Consider the following 24,749-nt stretch of genomic DNA (forward strand, 5'->3'; position numbering starts at 1 on the left):
AGACGCGCAGAGAGGCCCCATTCACCTCAATTGTTATCGAGTTGTTGGAAACTTTTAGTTCAAGTCATCCAGCACGAGATCAGCGATCACGTCGAGACGGCCGAAATCCAGGCGAACATCTGCCTTGTCACGCAGTGCTGGCTTGGCGTTGAAGGCGATCCCCAGGCCCGCTGCTGACACCATGTCCAGGTCATTGGCACCGTCACCGGCAGCGATCGTCGCATTCAATGGGATCTGGTGCTCTTCGGACCAAGCGCGAAGCTTCGTCTCCTTCATCTGGCGATCAACAATTTCCCCGTGAACCGTGCCGTCAAGCACTCCATCGGTGATGCCAAGCGTGTTGGCCAGGGCATGGTCCAGGTTGAGCGTTGAGGCCAGCGGGTCAAGGATTTGCTGGAATCCACCGGAAACGACAGCAACCTTGTGGCCCGCGGCATGGAAGCGGCGAACCAATGAAGGCGCGCCGTCGGAGAAGATGATGCGCTGTCCGACTTCTGCCAGGACCGAGTCCGGAAGGTCCTTGAGGGTTGCTACACGCTGGATCAGTGATTGGGCAAAATCCAGTTCACCGCGCATGGCAGCTTCGGTAACTTCAGCGACCTCTTTTTCCCGTCCGGCATGGGCTGCCAGCAACTCGATGACTTCCTGCTTGATCAGCGTGGAGTCCACATCCATGAGCAGCAGCAGTTGCGGGGCCGAAGCGAGCTCTTCTGGCACTACGGCCAGGCACATATCGGCATAGGCCAGCGTTCCGGCCGTGACGTGCCGGTCAATGAATTCAGTAGCGAGCTGTTGAAGCCGATCAGGTGATCCTTCAGTGTAGTGCACTTTGGCTACCAGTCGTTCTTCGCTGGTTTTGATCGAGAGCTCCAGCCCTTGTGGAATCAGCTGTTCTGCTGCCGCCCGGTCCAGCAAAGCCAGGAACTGTTGGCGCGGGAAGGACGGGCGGGAGACAAAAACCAGTGAAGAAGCCATGCCTCCATTTTTCAATGATTCAGCAATTACGACCAAACATGACAGAGGTGAACGGCGAATAATCGGGGGATTGCGGGTGATTCAATTAGTGAAACAGCAACGAAAAGTCTAGTCTTGAATACCATGAGCGAAGTGCTAACTTTCAAAGATGTCAGCGTGGTACGCGGGCGAAAAGAACTGCTCAAGGACGTGTCCTGGGAAGTCAAAGAAGGACAGCGGTGGATTGTTATCGGCCCGAACGGTGCCGGCAAATCAACCTTGATGAATATCGCAGCCACTCGGTTGCACCCCACCCGTGGCACCGCCGATATTCTTGGCGAACGCTTGGGGCGAGTATCAGTGTTTGATCTTCGTCCCTTGATTGGCTTGAGCTCGGCGTTGGTTGCCAACTCTATTCCAGCCAACGAAAAGGCATTAAACGTAGTTCTGACCGCAGCGTACGGCATGACTGGACGCTGGCGCGAGAAGTACGAAAAACTTGATGAACGCCGTGCCTTCCGTTTGCTCCATGAATGGGGCATGTCCACGTTCATGAACCAGCCGTTCGGCAATCTTTCTGAAGGCGAGCGCAAGCGGGTGCTGATTGCGCGTGCGCTGATGACGGATCCTGAGCTCCTGATCCTGGATGAGCCAGCTGCGGGCCTGGATCTTGCCGGACGAGAAGAACTCGTCGCCCAAATGGCGGAGCTGGCTGCCGATGAGGACGCTCCTGCGCTTGTCTTGGTGACGCACCACCTCGAAGAAGTTCCTGCCGGCTTTACCCACATCTTGATGATGCGCGATGCACAGGTGGTCGCCGCTGGCGACATTGATTCCACACTCACCGAAGAGAATCTGGAAAAGACCTACGGAATTAAATTGAAGCTTCGCCGTGAAGGTGGGCGCTATTCAGCATTTGCTGGCGCGTAATTGAACACTCTAGAGGGGAAGCTTCTGCGTGGTTGAGTTTTGGCGTGAAGCCCTCATCTTTATTGGCGGCCTGTGGGCTGGAACGATTAACACTGTGGTCGGGTCCGGTTCCCTGGTTACGTTTCCGATTCTTGTCGCTCTGGGGACTGCGCCGGTCAACGCGGTAGTTTCTAATGCGATGGGCCTGGTCGCTGGCGGATTCTCTGGTGCCTGGGGCTATCGCAAAGAAGCGGCAAGCGTGAAGAGGACGCTGCTCAAGCTGGTTCCGGTATCCCTCATCGGCGGCCTGATCGGCTCGTTGCTGCTGCTGAACTTGCCCGAATCAGTATTCGGCGTGGTCGCACCGGTCCTCTTGGTCTGTGCCTTGATCCTGGTGATCTTCCAGCCCAGGTTGGCCAAGTGGGCCAAAACCCGCCAGGCGGCTCGGGGCGGCACGGATCCGGATGAGGCGGACCGAACCAAGGTGCCGACGATCCTGTATGTGCTGGTATTTGTTATCGGCATCTACGGAGGATATTTCACCGCGGCACAGGGCGTCTTGCTCATGGCGGTATTCGGTGTCTTCCTGCAGGCTTCGCTGCAGCAGTCCAACGCCATCAAGGTCATCTTGTCGCTGATCGTGAATCTTATGGCCGCAGTGATGTACCTCATCATTGCTCCGGAACGCATCAACTGGTTGATCGTCCTTTTGATTGCCGTGGGATCCCTGATTGGCGGATTCATCGGAGCGAAAATTGGCCGAAAACTCTCTCCAGGGTGGCTCCGCGGAATTATCGTCGTCCTCGGTGTTATTGCACTGGTCAACATGCTATTGAAGTTGGTTTAGCCCGGTGGCCGAAATTCTTAATCCAGAGCGGATCCTGCACGTTGAAGATCTCCAGGACTCGCGCCTTGACGAATATCTGAGGCTTTCCGAGGCGCATCTACGGATGCGCACCGACGTGGAGAATGGTCTCTATATCGCGGAAAGCACCAAGGTTGTCCAGCGCGCGATCAATGCAGGGCATGTGCCTCGCAGCTTCCTTCTTGCTGAAAAGCATCTGGGACAGCTCACCGATGAATTCAACCGCTTCCCAACAGCTCCCATTTTTATTGGTGATGACCGCCAGCTGGAAGACCTTGTTGGTTTCCACCTGCACCGAGGCGCCATGGCGGCCATGAACCGCCCAGAACCTCTGGACCTGGACAAGGTGCTAGAAACCGGTTCCCGGATCGCCATTCTCGAAGATATCGCCGACCATACCAATGTCGGGTGCTCCAAAATATCTGTCGAGTCTCAGTCGAATCGCTCGCGCATCGCCGTGTTTGAGAACATTCAAGATCATACTAATCTTGGTGCGGCGTTCCGTAGTGCAGCGGCCATCGGAGTCGATGCAGTTTTGATTACGCCGCAGTGTGTAGATCCGCTGTACCGGCGGGCTGTTCGCGTATCCATGGGCACGGTCTTCCAAGTTCCTTGGGCCAGAGTAGAGAATTGGCCTGAAGGTATTGAACAGCTCCAAGATGCTGGATACATCGTCGCTGGCATGACCCTCGCGGAAGGTTCGATCACGCTGGACGAACTGGTTGCCGAGGATCATCAAAAACTTGCGTTGGTATTCGGCAACGAAGGTCGCGGATTGAGCGCCGAAACTGAAGCAATGGTCGATCGCTGTGTCACGATTCCGATGATGGGCGGCGTTGACTCGCTGAACGTGGCGACTTCTGCTGCGGTGGCGTTGTATGCGGCGAGATGAGGAATGATGCTCAAGTGAGTTCGTCGAGTTCAGAATCGCTGTTCCTCGCTGATTTCGAACAGGAAGCAACTAGGTGCCGCGAACAAGGTGGCGGACTTTCGGAGTTTCTGCGCCTACACGATGTCGTTCGACTTCAGTGGCCGACAGACGTTGTCGAGCAATGGCTCTATGACCACGCAGGCAACCAGTCATTCAAAACAGACTATGGCCACGTCGACCTTACTCAGATTGATTGGCACGTTGAAGCCCTGTCGGTGGAACTTCTGCTGGAAATGCCCACGGGGCCATCTGACGGTGACCTGCTTGAGGAAATCGCACAGAATCCGGAGCATTGGATCTCTGTTCGTAGCCACGGCGTGCACATGGGCGTGGCACAGATGTGGGACGTGCATGGTACGTGGAAGCGTTGGCCATTGGTCTTGGATCGATCAGTGCTGAGTCCGAACAGCCAAGGACTTCAGCTTGTGGAGGGGCGCACACGTTTGGGCATCATGCGTGGTTGGCGTCGTCAGGGGAATTTCGTAGCGGAGCGGCATCTGATCTGGATCGGTCGTCCGGGGCAGGATACCCGCATTGAAAACAGAATCTGCGAATGCAGAGAATGAGGATGAAAGGTCAGAAGGGCGTGGAAATAGGAGTCCTTTTCTACGTAGCGGAGTTGAGTGCGACAGTGTTCTATTCGACGGGGCAACATTCTGTGGATGAAAGGTCGGGGCGGTATGGATAGCGCACTGGTAAGTCAGATCATTCTAGCTTTTGCGACCCTGCTTGCATCGCTCGGAGGGTACGTTTTGGCTGGAATCAATGAGCGTCGACGGGACGAACGGACGCTCAAAGGCGAGATGGCAATGCGTCGACGGGACTCAGTAGCCAAACTTGAGAATGAAAGGCGCGCACTTCAACGCGAGACGCTCATGGAGCTGCAAGACGCTCTGCAGAGAGTCGCACGACTGACCGGCAAGACCATGCATTTCGATCACATGCAGGCTCGGGACGAGAAATACACGCAACTTCCTGAGGGGCTCAGCGAGGAAATGCTTCAAGCCGAAGTTTCTGCGAGTCGGTATGCCGAGAGAGTTCTCGACCCACAAGTTCGGTCAGCTGTCAAGAGATTCATGGATCTCTCGAAGCGTCTGTCAATGCTGCCCACGGATCTGCAGGGTCTCAGCGGCGAAGCTCTGGAGAACCATGCGAATGAGAAACTGCTAAAGTTCGGGCATGGCTACAACTCAATGGCGGAGGTTCTGGGGGAGGCCCTGCGGAGAGAGATCGATTGGCAACCTGTCGGTGTCGGTTCCGATAGTCAGAAGAATCTCGGTTGACGTTCGTGGCGGCAAATAGATTCTCGCGCATGTGCTGATTCAACTTACCGCTGTCCGGGGTTTTGCATCATCGTCGCTATGGTGCCCCGATGGCCAGATTTGACGGCAAGAAGTAGCCAATAACGTCGGAGATCCTCGGTTGTATTCTGAGAGACTGTCGTGTTGATGTGCCAAACGTCGCGGCATATTACTAGGTACCGTATTATTTTCTGGAAATTAGCTGACTGTGCGGCTCCATTAGGCAATATTGTTATATGACAAGAGTTGAATGGACGAGACTTGACGGAGCTGATGTGGAAGCCGTCGTCGCGATGTTCGTAAATCGTGAGCACCCGCATTCCACACGCATTACGCCGTCAAGGGGTGACGGCGGAGTTGATATTCTTGACCGAGGTGCAGGGCCTGGAGGCTCCGATGTCGTTTACCAAGTGAAGAGGTATACGGAGCCACTGGGTAAGAATGAAAAGGATGCCGTAGAAAATTCCCTCGCCACTCTCATGAAGGACCCGCGTTGGTCCGATCTGAACGTGAAGGAATGGCACTTAGTTCTGCCTTGGGACCCCTCCCCAGAAGCTGACAAATGGCTGCATGGCATTGGAGAAGGACACGGCGTTAGAGCGATATGGAATGGGCTCACACGCGTTGAATCGCTTGCTGCCAAGTACCCGGAAGTCATTGACTACTACCTTCATGGTGGTCGCTCTCGAATGGAGGAAGCGTACAAGGTGGTTGCAACTGCCTTCAGTGCAACTAAAGCAGCAAACGGTTTAAGTGTCCCGGCCGTTCACGAAACGGTAGAGACTGCGTTGCAGACACTTGAAGATGACCCTCACTACCGTTATGAACATCGATTCGGAAGTGGGGGTATGCCACCAGTATCCTCTCGCCCGGGGCTTGTTCTGCATATGGCGAGCCAAGACAGCGTCACTGGCAATTGGGCGGTGGTTGATGTAATTGCACGTTGTGCGGCGTCGTCGGCTGAGCGACCAATTCAAGTTGAAGGCAGGCTGACTATTGCAACCGGTAGCCCGGCTCACAAATCCTTTGAAGACTTCATCGCCTACGGTTCTCCGTTCCAAAGTCCGCAGGGATCCTTCAGCGGGACGATTGATGCTCCAGGAGGTCTAGGTCGAGCCTTGGAGGAGGCTACGGTTTCTGTTTGGTCAACCAACAACGAATTAGGAGGGGATCCCGAACTTCGTTTGGAGATTCTTGCGCCGGACATGACTGTGCTCGGAAGCGTAGACCTGGACCGAGTCGAACGAAGCCACGGCGCAGAGGGATATAGAGTCGTCTTGAAGGAAACGAACGGGGTGTTCGAAATGGAGGATCGTTACAACGTTTCTGGCAACAATTCGAGTCGGATTATTACCCTAAATAATTTGACAGATATGCCGATATCCAAGGTTTTGCCAGCTGTGACTTTTCTACAACATTGTCATTCGCCGAACATCGGTCGGCTAAGTCGACGCTATGCTCCTCCTGAGAAGGGAGTCTTCGATTCCAATCTTGCACTCCAGTGGCCTGAAGCGTTTGAAAAACGATTAACGATGATGGTGCAGCTTCTCGGCTTCCTTGCAAAGTTGCAGAGCGAAACAGGGGACGTGATAAAGGTGCCCGACACCGAGGCCGTTCAGGAAGAAGAAATCAAGGGGTGGCAATTGGCGGACAGGTTGCTCCAAGGGTTAGAAGTCTCGGTGACATATAAAGAAGAAGACGTGATCTTTATCGGTCTCGATGGAGACACACCCGAGGGTTCCTTTGAGGCATCATTACCTTTGGAGTTCACAGTCGGCCAGCAGAAAGTGGCACTACAGGTTATTGCCCGGTTCGACAACCCGATCATTCTCGGGCACCGTGACATTGAAGGATCCACGTACACAATGCTCGAGACACCAGAGCACTCGGTGAAGTACAGGCTTGAACGTGAGTCAGCCAGCTAATGTCAGTTGCCCTCGTGGAGCGTCGTGTGGTGTCGTGGCGATCGGTCTTGGGCGACCGGACCTAACAGATGACGCACAGTGACGAGCCCGACTTATCCAGGTTCAGTGCCGCCGCTGTTTAGCGAGTCCTATAACTCGGCGGACTTCATGCGCTTCGCATCATAGGGAACATGCGACTGGTCGTCGATCAGACCCAGGTCGATGATTGTCAGTTGCGGCAGCGGGTAGTGTGTCCCGTCCGCGCCGAGGATTACCTTGTAGGGTGTCAGCCACGCGACGCAATCAATTCCGGCTGCCTGTATGATTTCGGCAAAGGCTCTATCTGCGAACCACACATGCGGCCTGACTTGATAATCCGATCCGAACGCGCCGAGTGTTTCGATGTAGGCGCTGGACTCGTCAAGAATCAGAAACCCGAGATCAAAGCCGGGACGCGTCTCCCGGTAGTCGGTGACTTTCCTAGCGTGATCACCGATGACCTTTGCAAACTGTGTGAGGTATGCCGGGTAGTTGTGGTCTTTATCGGTGGGAAGTTGCGTGTTTACGTTGGCTATGAGCGAGGCGTTCGCGAATATCTCAGCGAATCCGGCCTCACGTAACTCTCGCAGAACCGATCCTTCGCGGGCACGAGTGGCATCTTTTCTACCCGGCCGTGGATGATCGTCTACCTGCATCGCCTCCAGTAGGAGCGAGTTTGGGAGATCCTCAAAATCGGGACGCTCGCGGTGCGTGAGAGAGGTGCCGCGCAGCGACTTAAGCACCCGGTGTGCGAGATCGCTCTCAGCTGGGAAGAAGCAGATTTCGGGGTCCTCGAGCTGTTTCGCGTGATCCACGATTTCTCGCTCATCTTTGAACGCAAGCGCCATACCTGATTCCTTTCAGTCCTTATAACCGATGGCATCATACTGCTGAGTGCCTCCACCGTCCCCGGGTTGAAGAATACGATGTCGGTGATCGCCTCGATTCAAAGCAGCCCGGAGGGCTTGCCTTCAGCTGAAGTGTACGGGCACTTGGAGCGTGTCGTCTTTCGTGAATCGCCCGTCATGCACCTTGAGATTTTACAGTTCGTCGTGGCTCCTGCCGGCAATTCGTGAAGCTGAACGCGGTACTAGAATGTGAGCATCTGCCTCGTTTTCCAGCGCTTCATGATCCGCTTGTACATCTCAGGTTATGCTCTTGCGCAGTACCCCATGCACGCTGCCGACGGACACGCTGACTTCCTGGGCGATCGCTCGCATCGCATCCCCGGCAGCATGTCGCAACCTGATCAAGCACTTCGTATCTTCGTCGATGGAGACCGGGCGTCCGTGCTTCTTTCCTCACTCGCGCGCTGCCGTGATACCAGCCCTGATTCGCTGGACCTGGATCTCGTGGCGAACTCGGGTGAGTTCACGGATGGAGCCGAGAGCGGGGGAGCGCCATGTGTGTTCTCCGGCGGCGATGCCGGTGAGGACCTTGACGGTGATTCCGCGGTCAATGATGTCGATGAGGACGGCGAGGCCATCATCGGCGTGCTGCGCGAGGGTGCGGGCACGGGTGACGACGAGCATGTCGTCGGTTCCGACCTTGGTCAGTGCGGTGAGGAGTTCGGGGCGATTCTGCACGAGTCGTCGGCAGGATGCCGGTTCCTCGACGATATCTGAGCAAATGGGAGTCAGCGCTTCTCGCTGTAATCGAACATCGTCGGGGTCATCGCCAATGCGGAGGAGACCGATACGAGCCATTCTCAATCGCGCCCCTGGCGGTAGCCAGGTGCTGGTGGAAGAGCGATGTGTGGCATGGGTTTATTGAACACCATATAGGCCGCGGTGGCCACTGATTTGGAACCATAATGCGGCGTGACTTGTGGAAACATCTAGTGCTCGTGATAATGACCCGAAGATGATGGTCTCACTCAATGGGTGGGAATTCTCGCGGAAGGGTTTATGACCGTCGCCAACTTGGGTGCCATCATCCGGTCGGCCTCGGGGCTCGGGATTGATGCAGTATTGCTGACGCCTAAGTGCGTTGATCCCTGGTATCGCCGCAGTGCACGGGTCTCCATGGGGACCGTTTTTGATCTTCCGTGGGTACGCCTGGAAAACTGGCCGGATGACATGGTCAAGCTCAAGAAGCACGGCTATGACCTGCTGGCCATGGAATTGACTGACGACGCGATTGCGCTCAACGACATCCAGATTGCCCCAGGCCAGAAAATAGCAATGATCCTGGGCAATGAAGGCAGGGGAGTAACGCAAGAAGCGCTGGCTGCCGTGGACCATACGGTCATCATTCCGATGCATCGGGAAGTGGATTCGCTCAACGTCGGCGCGGCCAGTGCCATTGCCTTCTGGCATCTGTGTTCTGCCCCACGCTGAGGCGGTTCTCCTTGGCCGTAAATGTGCGATAGGATGTAATGTCTGTGTGTTGCAGGTTCATTAATGAACGTTGTACTGCATGGCGAATTTCCGAGCAATTAGCTGCTGGCAAAATCCAGTGGCCATAAACAAAAAGGTGTATAGCTATGAAGGCTGATATCCATCCACAGTACGGCCCAGTTGTCTTCAACGACCTGGCATCCGGCGAAAAGATCCTGACCCGTTCGACCGCAACCTCGAACAAGACCATCGAGTGGGAAGACGGCAACACTTACCCAGTGATTGACGTTGAAATCTCGGCTGCTTCGCACCCGTTCTACACCGGTAAGCAGCGCATCATGGACACCGCTGGTCGTGTCGAGCGCTTCAACGCCCGCTTCAAGGGCTTCGGCGGCAAGAAGTAGTACTTCGCCCCTCGCAAGCTTTACGCGGCGCGCTTCCAGTTTCTCTGGAAGCGCGCCGCTGCTGCTTTAACGGAACTGTACCGGCAGCCGTGGAACGAGTTCGAGGCGCAGGTGCCCGGGGATAGAATGAGAACATGATGCATCATGGTGAATACAAGGTAGTCGGTGGCAAATTAGTCGTAGTTGATCTTGAAACAAGCAACGGGACAATCACTGATGTATCACTCAACGGAGACTTCTTCCTGGAGCCGGACGAGGCACTGGAAGATCTCAACGAGGCGGTGCGGGGATTGCCTACTGACGCCAGCCATGGCACCATCCGCGATGCCGTAGCCAACAACCTGCGCGAAGACGCAGTGATGTTCGGATTCGATGCGGACGCTGTCGCCCGCGTGGTGCGGCGCGCTCTCGGGCATGCAACTAAGTGGGAAGACCACGAGTGGGAAATACTCGGACCGGAAATCATCCCCATCACTGAACAAGTGGCGCTGGATGAGGTTTTGACCCGCCAGATCGCCAAGGGCGTTCGCAAGCCGGCCATTCGCTTCTGGGACTGGAACGAAGGCGCGGTTGTCATCGGTTCCTTCCAGTCGCTCAAGAACGAAGTCGATATGGAACAAGCCGACAAGTACGGCATTCAAGTGGTTCGCCGCATTTCCGGCGGCGGTGCCATGTTCATGGAAGCAGGCAACTGCATCACCTATTCCCTGTATGCGCCTGAATCGCTGGTCGATGGCATGAGTTTTGCCGATTCCTACCCGTTCTTGGATGCTTGGGTCATGGAGGCGCTGCAGAACATCGGTCTCAAGGCGCACTACAAGCCATTGAACGACATTGCCACAGAAGCAGGGAAAATTGGCGGCGCGGCGCAAAAGCGGTTCGCCAATGGCGCCATGCTTCATCACGTCACCATGAGCTATGACATTGACGCCCAGAAGATGACTCAGGTCTTGCGCATCGGCCGGGAGAAAATTTCAGACAAGGGAATCACCTCGGCGGTGAAGCGGGTGGATCCGTTGAAGTCGCAGACCGATCTGGAGCGCATGGAAATCATTCAGGTCATGATGGACACCTTCGCGCAGCGTACCGGTGCCAAGCAAGCACAACTTGATGATGCTACCCGTCAGGCGGCTCAAGAGCTCGCTGAAACCAAATTTGCCACCGAGCAGTGGACCGCTCGCGTTCCCTAGGCACGTCAAGGGGAATAGGCCAGCGGGCCTGCGCAGGGCTCGATGCATTGCGCAGGCCCGCTGGTTTCTGAGCGGCAGCTAGCGGCTGGTTCGGCTGAAAGCTTGCGCGTTCAGCGAGCGTTCCAGTTCCGCGCGTTCTTCCAGAAGGATGCGCTTCAATGCACTCGGTGCCTGCGCATTTTCCTCTAGCCAGGCAGTTGCTGCCGACAAGGCCTGGTTCTGTTCGACCGAGCCATCCAAGTCTTGATGAGCCGGGTAGAGTCCTTCGATTACTCGCGTCGAGAACTCCATGCTCATGGATTCGAAGACTGGGAGGATAGCGGCCCAGAAGCGCTCTTCGAAAGGCGCAAGCAGGGCCGCTGAACCCATGGAAAAGCCCAAGGCCGTTGCGGAAAGTGCATCGTTGGACAACTGGCCCTTTTCATCGCGAGCCATCAAGACGGTGTCGAAGGCGTTCATCTTCGCCTCGGGATCGGGGCGGGCAGCCAATGCAGTTCTCACCGCATTGAGCGCAACGCTCGTCGGGTTCTGCTTGGCGGCTTCGTGCATTGCGGCTTCAGCGGTTGCGTCGAGTTTGCCAGCAGCGGCGAGTGCAATGTAGGAATTCCAAAGCAACTGCTCATCGACCGTGACCTGGTAGGCGTTAGGCTGCTCGCCGAGGAACGCGTCAATGACTTCACCGGCAACACCGGCTCGTGCCAAACGGGTCAAGGTTCGAGCAGTCGTGGTTTGCTGATCACTGCCCGGCTCGAACTTGCTGAGCCAGCCCGTGAGGATCCCAGCAGCGCGAGTGCGTAATTCTGCCCGCAGCTCCGGTGCGGCGTATTTGGAAATCGAGCTCACCAGCTGATCCGTGAGAACTCCAAAAACTCCAGCGTCGGTTACGGTGTGGGCGTGAGCCAGCACCGCATCGACATAACTTTGCGCATCCAAGGTCGCTGAACGAACGGCATCCCACAGCGAAGCCCAGCAGGTAGCGCGCGGCAAGGAATCAGCCAAACCTGACAGGTTTTCCAGCAGGGTAGCGCGTGAGGCCTCATCAAATTCAATCAAGGCATAAGTCTCATCACCGTCGTTAGGCAGGATGAGATCAGGGACGCTTCGGCCTACCAGGAAATCAAGTGCCACGGATTGGCCCACAAGTTCTACCGGCACGGTGTCGGTGCGCACCAGTTGCCCATCGCGAAGTTCATAGGCGCCCACGCTTAGGACATGGGGACGCACTATCGGCTGGCCGGTCACCGGATCCGAGCCGAACTGATTGAGTTGAGCGTGGGTAATGACGCCTTGGCTATCGGTCTTGAGGTCAACCTTCAGCTTGGGGACACCGCTGGTTTTCAACCATGCATCGGCCCATTGGCGCATATCCCGGCCGCTGGCAGTTTCCAAAGCCTGCAAGAAGTCTTCCAGCGAGGTATTCGAGTAGGCGTGCTTGCGGAAGTAGGAGCGCGCCGCGTCGCGGAACGCGTCTGCTCCCACAAAGGCCGCGAGCTGCTTGAGCACGCTAGCGCCCTTGGCGTAGGTGATGCCATCGAAGTTCTGGTCCGCCGCCAGCAGGTCGGGGATATCGGCAACAATGGGGTGCGTGGTGGGCATCTGGTCGGCGACGTAGGCCCAGGCCTTGCGCCGGGCTGCGAAGGTCGTCCACGCGGTGGTGAAGTCGGTGGCCTCGTCGTTGGCCAGGGTGCCGATGTAGTCGGCGAAGGACTCCTTGAGCCACAAGTCGTCCCACCATTTCATGGTGACCAGGTCGCCGAACCACATATGCGCCATTTCGTGCATGATGGTGTTGCTGCGCTGCTCGTACTGGCCCTCGGTGGCGTGCGAGGTAAACACGTAGCGTTCGGTGAAGGTCACCAATCCCGGATTTTCCATGGCGCCGAGATTGTATTCGGGAACGAAGGCCGAATCGTATTTGCCCCATGGATAGGGGTAGTCGAAAAGCTCGTGGAAATAGCTCAGCCCGCGGCTGGTCAGCTCCAAAACCTCCCGGCCGTCAAAGTGCTCGGCCAGCGAGGCGCGACAGGTCGCCGCCAATTCAATAACAAGCTCTTCACCGTCTGGCAGTTCCTGGACATGCTCGCCACGCTCCACATGGTACGGGCCGGCAAGGACCGCGGTGATGTAGCTGGAGATTGGCGGGGTGGGGGAGCAGGCGACGGTTTTGGTGCCGTCATCGTGGAAGACTTCGTCCACGATCGGCTGGTTGCTGGCCAGGTGCCAGCCTGCGGGGCCAGTGAGGGTGAAGCGGAAGCTGGTTTTCAAGTCCGGCTGTTCAAAGCAGGCGAAAACACGGCGGGCCTCGGATGGCTCGAATTGCGTATAAAGATAGGTCTCGCCGTCTTGCGGATCAACGAAGCGGTGCAGGCCTTCGCCGGAGCGCGAGTAGAGCGCTCGACCGGTGACTTTGACGGTGTTTGGCACGTCCGTGCGCAGGTTATCGAGATAGATGCGTGAGTCCAGGACGGCCGTCGACAGGTCAATGGCGGTGCCGTTGACCAGAACTTCCTCCACGGATTCGTGGATGAAGTCGATGAAGGTGTCCGGGCGCAAGGATGAAAAGTTTAGCGTCGTCGTCGAGGCATAGCTGTCGGCCGACGGCTCGGGCGCGTTGCCCAGGTCCAGTTGCACTTCCGCGAAGTGCCAGATGATGTTTTCAGCGCGCCAAGCCGCTTCATCGCGTCTCAGGTTTTCATTTGGTGCATAGCGTTCTAGAGTGTCCACCATTCCAGCTTAGCTGTGAAATAAATGTTTGAGACCTTGGGTGGCCATTTAATTCCTGTTCTCCTGGCGCTCCCCGCGGCGAGCCTGCGCGGTTCTTGCCGGCGGAGGCCAGAATGGCCGCGCATCCGCTGTTCTCCATGCTGGCCAGGTATGCTACCGAGCGCAGAAGGCAGGTGGGCTGAATCCGCCGATCCTCCCGTCGCCCCTTGAGGGGCTGGCGGGCATTGGCGCTAAGGCGTTTTTCCTTGGCGGGGCATTCTGACCTAGGGTTAAAGCGACACCCCGCACTCTTGAGCATCGGAGAAAGCCAATGGACACCTTTATCAAGGGCCCTTCCAAGCGCGACGTCGCCGGCATGAAGGCAGCCTTCGGCGCCATTGGGGAAACCGAGGTGATTTCGGTCCTGTACAAAACCGAGCGCTTTGGAAACTTCCTGGTTACCGGAGCAGCGCACACCACCGTCCTGGACGACGTGATGGTGGGAGGGCTGAACGCCGCCGCTGCTAAAAAGAAGGCCAAAGCCAGCGACGGCTCCGAGGTGATGCAACGGCAACCGGATAAAGATGTACGAGCATTCCCGGCGCAGTTCGATGGGGAATTCTCGCCCCAGGACATCGAAGTTGCGCAGCTCTCCCATGGCGATCTGGTGGTTGCTTCCTTTAGCCAGGAACCGTACGGGGACTTCGTGATCACAGGGGTCGTCACAGAAGCAGAAAACGATCGCTCGTACCTCATGGTTGGCCCGTGGATCTTGCAGACCGCACAGGGCAATGCCCCGCGCCTGTTGAGCATTCAGCTGGTTGCCGGCAATGGAACCCACGTCGCGCCCGTGCCTACTCGCCGCGGCTTGGTGGAAGTGGACGGATTGGCCTAGCGGTCAGCGGAGCGCAAGGCCTCGCCCAGGATCCTTCCCGCCTGGTCAAAAGCACCCGGATTCGGCCCAGAATAGTTCAGCCGCAGATATTGGCCAGACTCTTCGGCGGGGAACCAGCTCGCACCGGGAGCGATGGCGAGTTTGCGGGCTTCGCATTCGCGTTCCAGCCGGCGCAGGTCGGTCCCATCGGGCAGTTGCACCCAAAGGTTCAACCCGCCCGGTGGAACCAGTTGCAAATGGGCTTCGGGAACATGCCGGGCGAGCGACTCGATGAGCAGGTCGCGCCGGCCAGCCAACTGCTGGCGCAGGGATCGAAGGTGTGTTCGCCATGCTGGCTGGCTGACCACGTCTAATGCCACCGCTTGCAGTGGTCCGCTGACATACATTGATTGCGCTTGATGATCTGCCAGGATCCTGTCCCTGGCCGGGCCGCGGGCGATCAGTCCTGCGACGCGCACCGCCGGGGACACGCTCTTGGTCAGCGAACGCAAGTAGACGACATGCCCGTTATCTTCTCGGGCCGCCAATGGGGATGAATCGCTGCTGATTCCAAAATCCTTGGCCCAGTCATCTTCGACCAGGAAAGCACCGCGTGCTTTCAGGATTTCAAGAACTCGTTCCGAAACTTCTGGACTCCACTGGGCTCCGGTGGGGTTGGCGAAGTTCGGATGCGCATAAAAAGCCCGGGCGCCGGTGCGTTCGAAGGCGCGATCCAGTTCTCGGGTATCTGGACCTTGCGGGCCCGCCGGGATGGGGATCAGCGTAACGCCCACTTGTGCAGCCGCGAGAATAGCACCCCAATAAGTTGGCGACTCGATCAGCATTGGATGCCCCTCGCCAACCAGAGCTCGGAAGATTGACCCCAATCCGCTCTGGCTTCCGGGCAATATGATGACGTCCCTGGCGCTGGGGGCGCTGAGCCCGGGAAGCATCTGTTCGGCCAGTTCGGCGGCGAACCATGATTGAAGTTCTGGCAGCCCGGCAGCTTCGGTTCTTTGCAGGACCGACTCGCTGCGCGCGGCCCGTGCAAAGGCTGATTTCACCAATCTTTCCGGCAACAGTTCCCGGTCCGGGTACCCCGACTGCAGGGCTATGAAGTCGTTGGGCAGAGTGCGTTGGCTGGGGTGGACCTCGGGAAGCTTTTGCCGGGGAGTGCCCAGAGCCGCCGTCTGCCAGCCGTAGTCGTATGGTCGCGCCGTGGGCATTCCACGAACAAAAGTTCCGATGCCCGGGCGGGACTCGATCAATCCTTGGGCGATTAATGCCCGCAAGGCTTTTTGCACCGTAACTGGACTGAGCGAATGTTCAGCAACCAGCTGTCGAGTGGATGGCAGCTGGGTTCCGGCGGGAGCTCGGGAGATCCATTTGCGCAGTATCAAAACCAAGTTTTCACTGCTACTGTTAATCATGAATCATGATAGTACCGCTACTCATCTAAAGCATCAACCGCTATTCAACTCCCCGGCAGGTCTGCTTTGGGGCCTGCTTGGCGTTTGCGCCTTTTCATTGACGGTTCCAGTCACCCGCATCGCCGTGTCCAACGAGGGCATGGATCCGCTTTTTATCGGCGCGGGGCGCGCGGTTATTGCGGCACTCGTAGCCGCTGTTGCCCTCGGGGCCACCAAGCAAATACGTCCAAGTACCAGGCAATGGATTCGACTGTCCGTGGTGTCGTGCGGCGTGGTGGCAGGATTTCCGCTGCTCACCTCATTCGCCATGGCTACCGTTCCAGCCAGCCACGGCGCTGTGGTCACTGCGATTCTTCCAGCGGCCACGGCCGTGGCGGCTGTTATCCGCACCAAGGAACGAGCCCGTGCTTCGTTTTGGTGCGCCGCTGCCCTTGGTGCATTGGCAGCGGTGTTCTTTGCTGTAATTAGCGGTGGGGGACTATCGGGCATTCAAGTGGCGGATCTGCTGCTCTTTGCCGCAGTGGTTGTCTGTGCTGCTGGATATGCAGAAGGAGGCCTGCTGGCACGGGAATTGGGCTCCTGGCAGACCATATCCTGGGCATTAGTCCTGGCCTTTCCGCTGATGCTGGCACTGAGCGTGGTGAGCATTAATCATCAGGTGCCAACCGGGGGCATAGCTGCTTGGGGATCCTTCGCCTATTTGGGCCTAGTTAGCATGTTCTTGGGCTTTGTGGCCTGGTACCGCGGCTTAGCTATCGGCCCGATGTCCCGCGTTAGCCAGGTGCAGCTGGCCCAACCCGTACTGACACTAGGGTGGGCGGCATTGCTTTTGGGTGAGCATATCGGCTGGAGCACAGTAGCAGGGGGATGCGCCGTGATTTTATGCGCCTTGTTTGCCATACGTTCCAGAACCTCAACTTCGCCTCCCATGGAAAGGACCATCAGGACGCATTCAATGAACTAGTCGAAGTTCTCTGGCACGATGAAATGAACCGAAACTGAAAGAGGTGCCCGTGAAGACCTTTACTGGCTTGAGCGCATTCCCGCTCACTCCCTTGGCGGACGACAAAGTGGACGAATCCGCGTTTTCTGGATTGGTCCGACGGCTATCTTCGGCTGGGGTGGATTCGATTACTGCGCTCGGCTCCACCGGTTCCTATATGTACTTGGATCGGGCCGAACGAGCAAGGGTCGCTCAATTGGCAGTGGCGAATGCTGCAGGTGTGCCAGTGGTAATTGGTGTTGGCGCGATGCGTACTTCTCACGTCTTGGAGCACATTGATGATGCGGCGGCAGCAGGTGCCGATGGCGTCCTGCTAGCACCCGTTGGCTATCAAAGGCTGGGAGAATCCGAAGTTCTGGGCCTTTATCGGACGGCCACTGAACACAGCAGCCTGCCGGTGATTGTCTATGACAATCCTGGCACAACGCACTTTGCCTTCAGCAACGATCTGTATGCGCGGATTGCCAGCCTGCCTGGGATTGCCTCGATCAAGATCCCCGGGGTTCCCGACCACGCAGGGAGGGCCAAGAAACATGTTGATGCGATTCGCAGCATTTTGCCTGAGCATGTGGGCATCGGTGTTTCCGGGGACGCCTTCGGTGCTGCAGGACTCGTCGCCGGATGCGATGCCTGGTACACGGCGGTTGGCGGAACGATTCCCCGTCCGATGCTGGATATCACCCGTGCAGTTCAAGCCGGTGATCACCACGAGGCATTGGATATTTCCCGGCGCCTCGAACCATTGTGGTCTTTATTCACCGAATTCGGCGGAAGCCTGCGAATCAGTGCAGCCATCGCTGAGCACTTTGGATTGGCAGCACCTGGCTGCCTGCCGTTGCCAATTCATGGACTGAGCTCGAAGCAGCGCCAGGTATTGATCGGCGTATTGAATGAACTCGGGCTTGACGAGACGGCCGGGCAGCAGTTCACAGGAGATAATTCCTGATGCTCTAAGTTTACTCTGACATGATGTTTTACCGGATTTCGCGACTCATGAAGGGATGTCGGGACGCTGGTGTAAAAGCGGGTCTGCTCGTAGCATGAATGCAACTGGGGTAAGCGAAGTTTAGAGCCAGAAGGCGGCAACTATGGGCAGCATCAAGAGGTTTGATCATATCGGCATTACGGTGGCGAACCTTGAAGAAGTCACAAATTTTTTTGTTGAGCTCGGCCTGAAAATCGATGGGCGGGTGGACGGCATCGAAGGCGATTTTCTGGAAACCGTCAGTGGCGTCCCTGACTCGCGCACCAGCATCGTGATGCTGAAGGCGCCCGGGAGCGACGTGGGAATCGAGTTATCCAGCTTTGAAAAACCCGACCATGGTCCTGGGCAGCCGCAAGCGATGGCAAACGTACTGGGGCTTCGATCATTGGCTTTTGAAATTGATGACTTGCGGGCAACAGTGGCCAAATTGGAGTACCAAGGCTACGGGCTAATCGGCGGAATCGGCGAATATGAAGGCCTCTGGGCCATGGCATACGTCCGAGGGCCTGAAGGACTGATTATCGCTCTCGCCCAACGCCTGTAGAACGCCGTTGTCTAAAAGTAGGCGTCCGATTTCAAATGATTGAAATCGGACGCCTACTTGTCTGGTTTAAGCCGAAGCCTTCTTCAACGATTTTTCGCTGATTGGCGCGTTGTCGCTTGCACGCAGCTTGCGGAAGTACTCCATGGCCTCGTCCTGGCGTTCTGCTTCGGTGCCATTGGAGATATCGGCACGCAGATGATCCTGGGTATAGCCGAAAGCGTCAACGAGATCCTGGGCGTGGGGTCGCAATCGAGCGAGCAGGCGGTTGAGGTAACCGGGCAGTGTCCGCGCACGCTGCATCGAAAGGTGCCCATTGGCCAGGAACCAGCCAAGATCTTCTTCAATAAGGCTCAGCGTGAAAACATCGCGAAGCCACGTGAGCACTTCGGATGTTGCCGGGTCTGCGACCTTTTCCAGCGCCGCGGTAAATGCTTCCCAGCGAAGCAGCTGACCGTGGTCCCGCGCCGCAGAAATCAGCAGCTCTTGATTTTCGTTGAAGGCCTGTGCAGCCTTGACTGGATTCTTGCCAGCTGCGCGCAGGGCATTGGCCACTTCGGCAACCTTGGCATTGATCCGATCGGTGAGCAGCGCACGTTGGTTGTCTGGATCCTTGAAGAAATTGGCGCTCTTTCGTTCATCGGAAACATCAGCCAGGGCTTGTCCAACGCTGCGCAAGCCTGAACGGTGCAAGGCAGTACTTCCGACCTGCTTGGCTGCATAGAGAGCCATGGCACCGGTATCCAGCTTGCGGAATTCCGCCGCGTAATCGGTGAGCAGGCGCTTGCCCACTAGCTGCAGCAAAACGTTGTTGTCGCCTTCGAAGGTTACGTAGACGTCGAGGTCCTGGTAGAGCTGGGTGAAGCGGTTCTTGGCGATGAAGCCGGAACCGCCACAGGCCTCGCGGCACTCCTGGAGGGTATCCAGTGCGTCCCAGGTGCTCAATGGTTTCAAGGCGGCAGCGAGGGTTTCCAGATCCTGGCGGTCTTCGTCGCTGTCGGCCCGTCCGGAGAAGACGGCATCGAACTTGTCCAGAAGTCCGTCGTGGGCGAAGGAGGATGCGTAGGTTCGAGCCAGCCGGGTGATCAGGCGGCGCTGGTGGCGCTGGTAGTCCAGCAGCGTGGTCTCTTCGGTATCCGAGGTGGAATTGAACTGGCGGCGCTGATTGCCGTAGGTCACGGCGATCTGCAGGCCAATCTTCGAAGCACTGGTGGCGGCACCGTCAAGGGAGACGCGTCCTTGAACGAGTGTGCCAAGCATGGTGAAGAAGCGGCGGCCTGGAGAAGAAATGGGGGAGCTATAGCTGCCATCGGCAGTAACGTTGCCGTAGCGGTTGAGCAGGTTGGTGCGTGGCACGCGGACATTGGTGAAGTGCAGGCGGCCGTTGTCGATCCCGTTCAGCCCGCCCTTGAGGCCGTCGTCCTCTCCGCCGATGCCTGGCAGGAAGTTTCCCTCGTCATCACGGATTGGAACGTAGAAACAATGAACGCCGTGATTGACGCCCTTGGTGATCAGCTGGGCAAAGACCGTGGCTGCCTTGCCGTGCAATGCGGCGTTGCCCAAGTAGTCCTTCCACGCCGCCTTAAATGGGGTGTGGATGACGAATTCTTCGGACTCTTCGTCGTAGGTCGCGGTAGTCGCCACCGAGGCAACATCTGAGCCGTGGCCGATTTCGGTCATGGCGAAAGCCCCCGGGGTCTTCAGGCTCATGGCATCGGGCAACCACTTGGCATGGTGCTCTTCGGTGCCAAGGTGAAGAATGGCACCGGCGAAGAGGCCCCATTGGACGCCGGCCTTGATCTGCAGGGATGGGTCCGCGGCAACGAGCTCCTCAAAGGAAGCGATGGAGCCTCCATGGTCATCGTAACCACCGAATTTTACCGGGAAGGCGCGCTGAACTGCTTCTTCTTCCACTAGGAGGCTGAGCTGGCCCAAGACGCGGTCGCGATGTTCGTCCATGCCCAGCAGCGGATCTCGCTGGAGTTCAGGGCGAGCGGCTCGAGCCCGCGAGGCCTTGCGAATTTCTGCATAGGGGCCAAGTAGCTGTTCTGCCAGGTCGGTGACGTTGATGCGGTTCTCGCTCATAACGTTCCTTTCATTCTTTGGTGAGTCGGAGCTTGATGCTTTGTTGTTCATGGGTTTTTTGTGCCGGAAGTCGAAGCAATGCCATAGGCCAGCCAGTTGGTCAGTTCGCGGGCCATGGTTTCGATGCTCGGCTTCGAGTCCGAGTCCGGTTCGCGGAGCCACTGTTCTCCTGCGGCTCGGACCATGCCTAGGGCAGCGCGCGGCCAATAGCCCAGGGCGGCGGCTGTTGCTTTTTGGTCGTAGAGCTTCAGCAAGCGATCACTGATCATTTCAGAGGCTTCATCGAAAAAATCGTTCAGGGCACCTGCGGACATGTCATCTGCCGAGCGTGGTGCACTGGTCACAAAGTAATAGAGGTTCGGGCTGTTGGCAGCCAGTTCAAGATAGGCCGTGACCATGGCATGCATGGAACTCAGTTCCTGATCCTTCGCCAGCGCCGCGGCGATGACCCGTTCGCGGAAGTCGTTGATGACGTTGGCGCTCAGGGCTTGGCGCAGCCCTTCCTTGTCGCCGAAGTATCGGTAATAAACGGGTTTGGATGTTTTCGCGAGGCTGGCGATGTCCTCCATCGATGCCTGCGGCCCGAGCTTGTGCACAGCCTTGCGTGCCAGCTTGAGCAGTTCTTCATGGCGGGCGGTCCGATGCGCGTGCCAGCGCGATGCTCGACCGTCAGTTTCACCGTTTATTGCTTCCGTGATCTTGTTCACGTTACTCACAGTATCATGTACTCTTGGTTACAGTAATAGGAGTCACAACAATCCATGGAGGAGTTTTTGAACATGGCCCAACAGTCAGTGCGCAATGCCGTGATAATCGGTGGAAACCGCATCCCCTTTGCTCGTTCCAATACCGCCTACGTCGATGCGTCGAACCAAGACATGTTCACCGCCGCTCTCGAAGGGCTCGTGGCCCGCTACGGCTTGCAAGGCCAGCGCATGGGCGCGGTCAGCGGTGGCGCAGTGCTCAAGCACTCCAAGGACTTCAACCTCATTCGTGAATCGGTCCTCGGCTCTTCGCTGGATCCGGCAACTCCCGCCTACGATGTGCAGATGGCCTGCGCCACCGGAATGGAAGCCATCGGCTCGCTGGCCAACAAGATCAAGCTTGGACAGCTCGAGTCGGCTATTGGCGGTGGCGTCGATACGACTTCGGATGCGCCGATTGCCGTTTCTGAATCACTGCGTGGAATTTTGCTCGAATTGGCTCGTGCACGTACGACGAAGGCCAAGCTCTCAGCGCTTGCAAAGATCCGCCCATCGCACCTGGCGCCCTCGGCGCCAGGCACCGGAGAGCCACGCACGGGACTGTCCATGGGCGATCATCAGGCGCTGACCACCCAGGCCTGGAAAATTACCCGCGAAGCACAAGATGAATTGGCCATGGCCAGCCACGCAAATCTTGCCGCTGCTTATGACCGTGGCTTCTTCAATGACCTCATAACCCCCTTTAACGGCCTGTCCAAGGACAATAACTTGCGCGCCGATTCGACCTTGGAAAAGCTGGGCAAGCTCAAGCCGGCCTTCGGCAAGAATCTTGGCGACGAAGCAACCATGACCGCAGGCAACTCGACCCCGCTGACCGACGGCGCTTCGGTGGTGCTCTTGGGGAGCGAGGAATATGCTCGCAGCCACGACCTTCCGATGCTGGCCAACTTTGTTGATTTCGAGGCAGCCGCGGTGGACTTTGTCCACGGTGGAGAAGGATTGCTGATGGCACCGGCCTATGCGACCGCCCGAATGCTCGAACGCAATAATCTCGCCCTGCAGGATTTTGACTTCTACGAGATCCATGAGGCCTTTGCCGGGACAGTACTCTCGACCCTCAAAGCATGGGAAGATGAGGAATTCTGCCGTGAGAAGCTGGGGCTGCAAGCACCGCTGGGAGCCATCGACCGGAGCAAGCTGAACGTCAACGGATCCTCGTTGGCCGCGGGCCACCCATTCGCCGCCACCGGTGGACGCATCATCGCCAGCACCGCGAAGATGCTGCATGAAAAGGGTTCAGGACGCGCATTGATTTCTGTCTGTGCTGCAGGTGGACAGGGTGTCGTGGCAATTTTGGAGGCACGCAGCTAATGGCAGACAAGTACATGGAACTCGTGAACACCGGGGCGACAAAGAAGCTGGCGAAGCTCTTGGGCTTGCCCAGGCCACCACGCTTGCGCCGCTACACTCCAGATAGCCCGCTGCTGCCGGGGCCAGTTCTTGTGCTCGGTGCATCGGCACGAGCCCAGGAACTCAGCGACATCCTGGTTTCTTGGGGGCTGGATGTCCGCCGGCATGATGCAGGCGAGGCCAAACTCGGTGGCATCCTGCTGCTGCTTGAAGAGCTGGATCATCCGCAGTCGCTCTCGCCAATCATGCTCAGTGCTGGTCGCGCCCTGCGCCAACTGCTCCCTGGCGCGCGCGTTGTTTCCATATCGCGTCCAGCCACGGCAGAAGACGACCCGGCTCTGGCTGCAGTACGCCAGGGAATCGACGGAGCGATCCGTTCCCTTGGACGCGAAATGCGCGGTGGCTCCACCACCAATGGCATCGTGCTCGAAGAGTCGACTTCCGCGGTCAGCCCCAGTGCCTTGGCAGCCCTGCGTTTCTTTTTCTCCGGTCGCAGTGCCTATATCGACGGCCAGTTCCTGACGGTGCGCAACGACGACGGCGCACTGCCAGATGATTTCGGCCGGCCATTGGCGGGCAAGGTCGCAGTGGTCACGGGTGCAGCTCGGGGCATTGGCGCAGCTATCGCCCGCACCTTGGCCCGCGACGGCGCGCAGGTAGTCGTCGTAGACATGCCGCAAGCTGGCGACTCATTGGCAAAGGTGGCCAATACCATCGGAGCGACGACTCTCCAGCTGGATGTTACCGCGCCAAATGCGGCCCAACAGATCATGGATCATGCCATCGGTCGCCACGGCTCGCTGGACATCGTGGTTCATAACGCCGGGATCACCCGCGACAAGTTGCTGGCCAACATGGACGCAGGCCGCTGGGATTCCGTCATTGCCGTGAACATTGCCTCCCAATTGCGCATGAACGAGGCCTTCCTGGCAGCAAAGCTGCCGAACCTGCGTGTCGTGTCGCTGGCCTCCACCTCTGGCATTGCAGGCAATCGCGGCCAGACAAACTACGCTGCGTCCAAGGGCGGCGTGATCGGCATGGTGCGCTCAAGCGCCAAGCTGTTTGCCGAAAATGGCGGATCAATCGCGGCCGTTGCTCCAGGGTTCATTGAAACCGACATGACGGCAAAGATTCCTGTCGGCACTCGCACTGTGGCGCGCTTGGTCCTTCCGTCACTGATGCAGGGCGGTTTGCCAGAAGACGTAGCCGAAGCTATCAGCTTCCTCGGCTCGGACGCGGCCGCCGGTCTTAACGGGCAAGTGCTCCGCGTGTGCGGACAATCGCTGGTTGGTGCCTGAATGGGCGCGCAGATCGTTTCCGAGATCCCTTCCATGGCCTCGGTTTTTGCCAAAGCCGCAAAAACTCTCGGACGCAAACCCAAGGATCCTGTGTTGCCGCAGACAGTACTGGTCTTCCAGGGCGCCCACGCTGACCCGGAGAAGCTCAACGAGTACCGCAGGGCAGTGGGAGCGCCGATGAACGCCGTGCTGCCCAGCCTTTATGTACATTCCTTGGCATTCCCATTGGCCATGTCCCTGATGCTGCATGATGACTTCCCATTGCCACTTCTGGGCATGATTCACTTGAGCAATCACGTCGATGTCGCCGCGCCCCTGGGCGAGGGTGAAGCCTTCGATGTCGAGGTGCACAGCGAAAATCTGCGTGCCCACTCAAAAGGGGCAATGTGTGATCTGGTAATCCGGATCGTAGCCGACGGCAAAGATCGAATGCTCCTGCGCAGTACCTTCCTTGCCAAAGGCGTAAAACTGTCCGGCGAGAAGCCAAGGAGCAGTGAGCGCACTGCCTTTGACATGCCGGTTCGTACTGCCCACTGGAAACTTGACGCTGGCACTGGCCGGCGGTGGGCGAAAGTCGCCGGTGACTACAACCCGATCCATTTGTCGGCGTTGAGCGCCAAAGTTCTGGGGATGCCCGGAGCCATTGCACACGGTATCTACATGGCAGCACGAGCGCTGGCCGGTATTGAACCCGGCCGGGGGTCCTACTCATGGAACATCGAGTTCAAGACCCCAGTAGTTCTACCGGCCGCCGTTGATTTGGCCTTTGAGCCAACTGCTCATGGCTACCGAGTGAACGCGTGGCACGCGCGCAAGGGCAAGCCGCATTTCGAGTTGGAACTCTCTGCCGCCGGTTCCTAATCGGCACGCTTCTGGTCTT

The 24,749-nt window shown here is 57.6% G+C and carries 23 protein-coding genes; 16 read left to right on the plus strand and 7 right to left on the minus strand.

Annotated features, from left to right (window positions below; translation table 11 throughout):
• Positions 1-54: 54 nt before the first annotated feature.
• A complete protein-coding gene (gene serB, locus AOZ07_RS08230; RefSeq protein ID WP_060701555.1) occupies positions 55-975 on the minus strand; it encodes a phosphoserine phosphatase SerB in 921 nt (306 codons plus the stop codon).
• A 123-nt stretch (positions 976-1,098) separates the two neighbouring features.
• Between serB and AOZ07_RS08235 the strand changes: the two genes are divergently transcribed.
• From AOZ07_RS08235 to AOZ07_RS08260, 6 genes are all read left to right on the plus strand, one after another.
• The gene (locus AOZ07_RS08235) at positions 1,099-1,884 is read left to right on the plus strand and encodes an ABC transporter ATP-binding protein (protein WP_060701556.1); all 786 of its coding nucleotides are present in this window, start codon (positions 1,099-1,101) and stop codon (positions 1,882-1,884) included.
• Between the two features lie 28 nt (positions 1,885-1,912).
• Positions 1,913-2,710 carry a sulfite exporter TauE/SafE family protein gene (locus AOZ07_RS08240; RefSeq protein WP_060701557.1) on the plus strand — a complete coding sequence of 266 codons (798 nt, stop codon included), beginning with the start codon at positions 1,913-1,915 and terminating at the stop codon, positions 2,708-2,710.
• Between the two features lie 4 nt (positions 2,711-2,714).
• On the plus strand, positions 2,715-3,620 hold the full coding sequence (locus tag AOZ07_RS08245; protein ID WP_236995299.1) for a TrmH family RNA methyltransferase: 906 nt from the start codon (positions 2,715-2,717) through the stop codon (positions 3,618-3,620).
• A gap of 14 nt (positions 3,621-3,634) precedes the next feature.
• Positions 3,635-4,225 carry a hypothetical protein gene (locus AOZ07_RS08250; RefSeq protein WP_060701558.1) on the plus strand — a complete coding sequence of 197 codons (591 nt, stop codon included), beginning with the start codon at positions 3,635-3,637 and terminating at the stop codon, positions 4,223-4,225.
• A 114-nt stretch (positions 4,226-4,339) separates the two neighbouring features.
• Positions 4,340-4,942 carry a hypothetical protein gene (locus tag AOZ07_RS08255; protein WP_060701559.1) on the plus strand — a complete coding sequence of 201 codons (603 nt, stop codon included), beginning with the start codon at positions 4,340-4,342 and terminating at the stop codon, positions 4,940-4,942.
• A 254-nt stretch (positions 4,943-5,196) separates the two neighbouring features.
• Entirely contained in the window at positions 5,197-6,885 is a 1,689-nt protein-coding gene (locus AOZ07_RS08260; RefSeq protein WP_084793184.1) for a restriction endonuclease, read from the plus strand.
• A gap of 128 nt (positions 6,886-7,013) precedes the next feature.
• On the opposite strand, the gene AOZ07_RS08265 is transcribed toward AOZ07_RS08260, so the two are convergent.
• Together AOZ07_RS08265 and AOZ07_RS18165 are read right to left on the minus strand one after the other, a co-directional pair.
• Positions 7,014-7,751, minus strand: coding sequence for a hypothetical protein (locus tag AOZ07_RS08265; RefSeq protein ID WP_060701561.1), 738 nt, complete (start codon positions 7,749-7,751; stop codon positions 7,014-7,016).
• A 453-nt stretch (positions 7,752-8,204) separates the two neighbouring features.
• Positions 8,205-8,609, minus strand: a complete 405-nt coding sequence (locus tag AOZ07_RS18165; protein WP_084793185.1) for a recombinase family protein — start codon at positions 8,607-8,609, stop codon at positions 8,205-8,207.
• Positions 8,610-8,810: 201 nt separating this feature from the next.
• On the opposite strand from AOZ07_RS18165, the gene AOZ07_RS08275 reads away from it, so the two are divergent.
• The 3 genes from AOZ07_RS08275 (at position 8,811) to AOZ07_RS08285 (ending at position 10,836) form a co-directional block, all read left to right on the plus strand.
• Positions 8,811-9,242 carry a TrmH family RNA methyltransferase gene (locus AOZ07_RS08275; protein WP_084793186.1) on the plus strand — a complete coding sequence of 144 codons (432 nt, stop codon included), beginning with the start codon at positions 8,811-8,813 and terminating at the stop codon, positions 9,240-9,242.
• A 146-nt stretch (positions 9,243-9,388) separates the two neighbouring features.
• Complete coding sequence (locus AOZ07_RS08280) at positions 9,389-9,646, plus strand: type B 50S ribosomal protein L31 (protein WP_047119068.1); 258 nt, start codon at positions 9,389-9,391, stop codon at positions 9,644-9,646.
• A 134-nt stretch (positions 9,647-9,780) separates the two neighbouring features.
• Positions 9,781-10,836 (plus strand): lipoate--protein ligase family protein, encoded by a 1,056-nt coding sequence (locus tag AOZ07_RS08285; RefSeq protein ID WP_060701563.1) that lies wholly within the window; start codon positions 9,781-9,783, stop codon positions 10,834-10,836.
• Between the two features lie 78 nt (positions 10,837-10,914).
• Here AOZ07_RS08285 and pepN read toward each other — a convergent pair whose 3' ends face one another.
• Positions 10,915-13,560, minus strand: coding sequence for an aminopeptidase N (gene pepN, locus AOZ07_RS08290; RefSeq protein WP_084793187.1), 2,646 nt, complete (start codon positions 13,558-13,560; stop codon positions 10,915-10,917).
• Between the two features lie 310 nt (positions 13,561-13,870).
• Here pepN and AOZ07_RS08295 point away from each other — a divergent pair, with 310 nt between their 5' ends.
• Positions 13,871-14,434: a hypothetical protein gene (locus AOZ07_RS08295; protein ID WP_060701565.1), complete on the plus strand. Its 564-nt coding sequence runs from the start codon at positions 13,871-13,873 to the stop codon at positions 14,432-14,434.
• Here AOZ07_RS08295 and AOZ07_RS08300 read toward each other — a convergent pair.
• Entirely contained in the window at positions 14,431-15,843 is a 1,413-nt protein-coding gene (locus AOZ07_RS08300; protein WP_060701566.1) for an aminotransferase-like domain-containing protein, read from the minus strand. The two genes, AOZ07_RS08295 and AOZ07_RS08300, sit on opposite strands and share 4 nt — an antisense overlap.
• On the opposite strand from AOZ07_RS08300, the gene AOZ07_RS08305 reads away from it, so the two are divergent.
• From AOZ07_RS08305 to AOZ07_RS08315, 3 genes are all read left to right on the plus strand, one after another.
• Complete coding sequence (locus AOZ07_RS08305) at positions 15,842-16,807, plus strand: DMT family transporter (protein ID WP_060701567.1); 966 nt, start codon at positions 15,842-15,844, stop codon at positions 16,805-16,807. The genes AOZ07_RS08300 and AOZ07_RS08305 overlap by 2 nt on opposite strands.
• A 49-nt stretch (positions 16,808-16,856) precedes the next feature.
• Positions 16,857-17,792 carry a dihydrodipicolinate synthase family protein gene (locus tag AOZ07_RS08310; protein WP_060701568.1) on the plus strand — a complete coding sequence of 312 codons (936 nt, stop codon included), beginning with the start codon at positions 16,857-16,859 and terminating at the stop codon, positions 17,790-17,792.
• Positions 17,793-17,934: 142 nt separating this feature from the next.
• Positions 17,935-18,375 (plus strand): VOC family protein, encoded by a 441-nt coding sequence (locus tag AOZ07_RS08315; protein ID WP_060701569.1) that lies wholly within the window; start codon positions 17,935-17,937, stop codon positions 18,373-18,375.
• A 66-nt stretch (positions 18,376-18,441) separates the two neighbouring features.
• Here AOZ07_RS08315 and AOZ07_RS08320 read toward each other — a convergent pair whose 3' ends face one another.
• Positions 18,442-20,457 carry an acyl-CoA dehydrogenase family protein gene (locus AOZ07_RS08320; RefSeq protein ID WP_075972454.1) on the minus strand — a complete coding sequence of 672 codons (2,016 nt, stop codon included), beginning with the start codon at positions 20,455-20,457 and terminating at the stop codon, positions 18,442-18,444.
• Positions 20,458-20,504: 47 nt separating this feature from the next.
• Positions 20,505-21,164 carry a TetR/AcrR family transcriptional regulator gene (locus AOZ07_RS08325; protein ID WP_060701571.1) on the minus strand — a complete coding sequence of 220 codons (660 nt, stop codon included), beginning with the start codon at positions 21,162-21,164 and terminating at the stop codon, positions 20,505-20,507.
• 72 nt (positions 21,165-21,236) lie between these two features.
• Between AOZ07_RS08325 and AOZ07_RS08330 the strand changes: the two genes are divergently transcribed.
• From AOZ07_RS08330 to AOZ07_RS08340, 3 genes are read left to right on the plus strand one after another with little or no spacing between them, the layout of a single operon-like run.
• On the plus strand, positions 21,237-22,532 hold the full coding sequence (locus AOZ07_RS08330) for an acetyl-CoA C-acetyltransferase (protein ID WP_075972592.1): 1,296 nt from the start codon (positions 21,237-21,239) through the stop codon (positions 22,530-22,532).
• The gene (locus AOZ07_RS08335) at positions 22,532-23,869 is read left to right on the plus strand and encodes a 3-oxoacyl-ACP reductase (protein ID WP_060701573.1); all 1,338 of its coding nucleotides are present in this window, start codon (positions 22,532-22,534) and stop codon (positions 23,867-23,869) included. The genes AOZ07_RS08330 and AOZ07_RS08335 overlap by 1 nt, the downstream gene beginning before the upstream one ends.
• Complete coding sequence (locus AOZ07_RS08340) at positions 23,870-24,730, plus strand: MaoC family dehydratase (protein WP_060701574.1); 861 nt, start codon at positions 23,870-23,872, stop codon at positions 24,728-24,730. It abuts the gene before it with no gap.
• Positions 24,731-24,749 lie beyond the last annotated feature (19 nt).

Origin of the sequence: Glutamicibacter halophytocola, from assembly GCF_001302565.1 — a bacterium.
GTDB lineage: Bacteria > Actinomycetota > Actinomycetes > Actinomycetales > Micrococcaceae > Glutamicibacter > Glutamicibacter halophytocola.

Bases quoted from the DNA above. Each gene is read 5' to 3' on its own strand.
- serB (WP_060701555.1), bottom strand. From the start codon at position 975: ATGGCTTCTTCACTGGTTTTTGTCTCCCGCCCGTCCTTCCCGCGCCAA.
- AOZ07_RS08235 (WP_060701556.1), top strand. From the start codon at position 1,099: ATGAGCGAAGTGCTAACTTTCAAAGATGTCAGCGTGGTACGCGGGCGA.
- AOZ07_RS08255 (WP_060701559.1), top strand. From the start codon at position 4,340: ATGGATAGCGCACTGGTAAGTCAGATCATTCTAGCTTTTGCGACCCTG.
- AOZ07_RS08260 (WP_084793184.1), top strand. From the start codon at position 5,197: ATGACAAGAGTTGAATGGACGAGACTTGACGGAGCTGATGTGGAAGCC.
- AOZ07_RS08265 (WP_060701561.1), bottom strand. From the start codon at position 7,751: ATGGCGCTTGCGTTCAAAGATGAGCGAGAAATCGTGGATCACGCGAAA.
- AOZ07_RS18165 (WP_084793185.1), bottom strand. From the start codon at position 8,609: ATGGCTCGTATCGGTCTCCTCCGCATTGGCGATGACCCCGACGATGTT.
- AOZ07_RS08275 (WP_084793186.1), top strand. From the start codon at position 8,811: ATGACCGTCGCCAACTTGGGTGCCATCATCCGGTCGGCCTCGGGGCTC.
- AOZ07_RS08280 (WP_047119068.1), top strand. From the start codon at position 9,389: ATGAAGGCTGATATCCATCCACAGTACGGCCCAGTTGTCTTCAACGAC.
- AOZ07_RS08285 (WP_060701563.1), top strand. From the start codon at position 9,781: ATGATGCATCATGGTGAATACAAGGTAGTCGGTGGCAAATTAGTCGTA.
- AOZ07_RS08295 (WP_060701565.1), top strand. From the start codon at position 13,871: ATGGACACCTTTATCAAGGGCCCTTCCAAGCGCGACGTCGCCGGCATG.
- AOZ07_RS08305 (WP_060701567.1), top strand. From the start codon at position 15,842: ATGAATCATGATAGTACCGCTACTCATCTAAAGCATCAACCGCTATTC.
- AOZ07_RS08300 (WP_060701566.1), bottom strand. From the start codon at position 15,843: ATGATTAACAGTAGCAGTGAAAACTTGGTTTTGATACTGCGCAAATGG.
- AOZ07_RS08315 (WP_060701569.1), top strand. From the start codon at position 17,935: ATGGGCAGCATCAAGAGGTTTGATCATATCGGCATTACGGTGGCGAAC.
- AOZ07_RS08320 (WP_075972454.1), bottom strand. From the start codon at position 20,457: ATGAGCGAGAACCGCATCAACGTCACCGACCTGGCAGAACAGCTACTT.
- AOZ07_RS08330 (WP_075972592.1), top strand. From the start codon at position 21,237: ATGGCCCAACAGTCAGTGCGCAATGCCGTGATAATCGGTGGAAACCGC.
- AOZ07_RS08335 (WP_060701573.1), top strand. From the start codon at position 22,532: ATGGCAGACAAGTACATGGAACTCGTGAACACCGGGGCGACAAAGAAG.
- AOZ07_RS08340 (WP_060701574.1), top strand. From the start codon at position 23,870: ATGGGCGCGCAGATCGTTTCCGAGATCCCTTCCATGGCCTCGGTTTTT.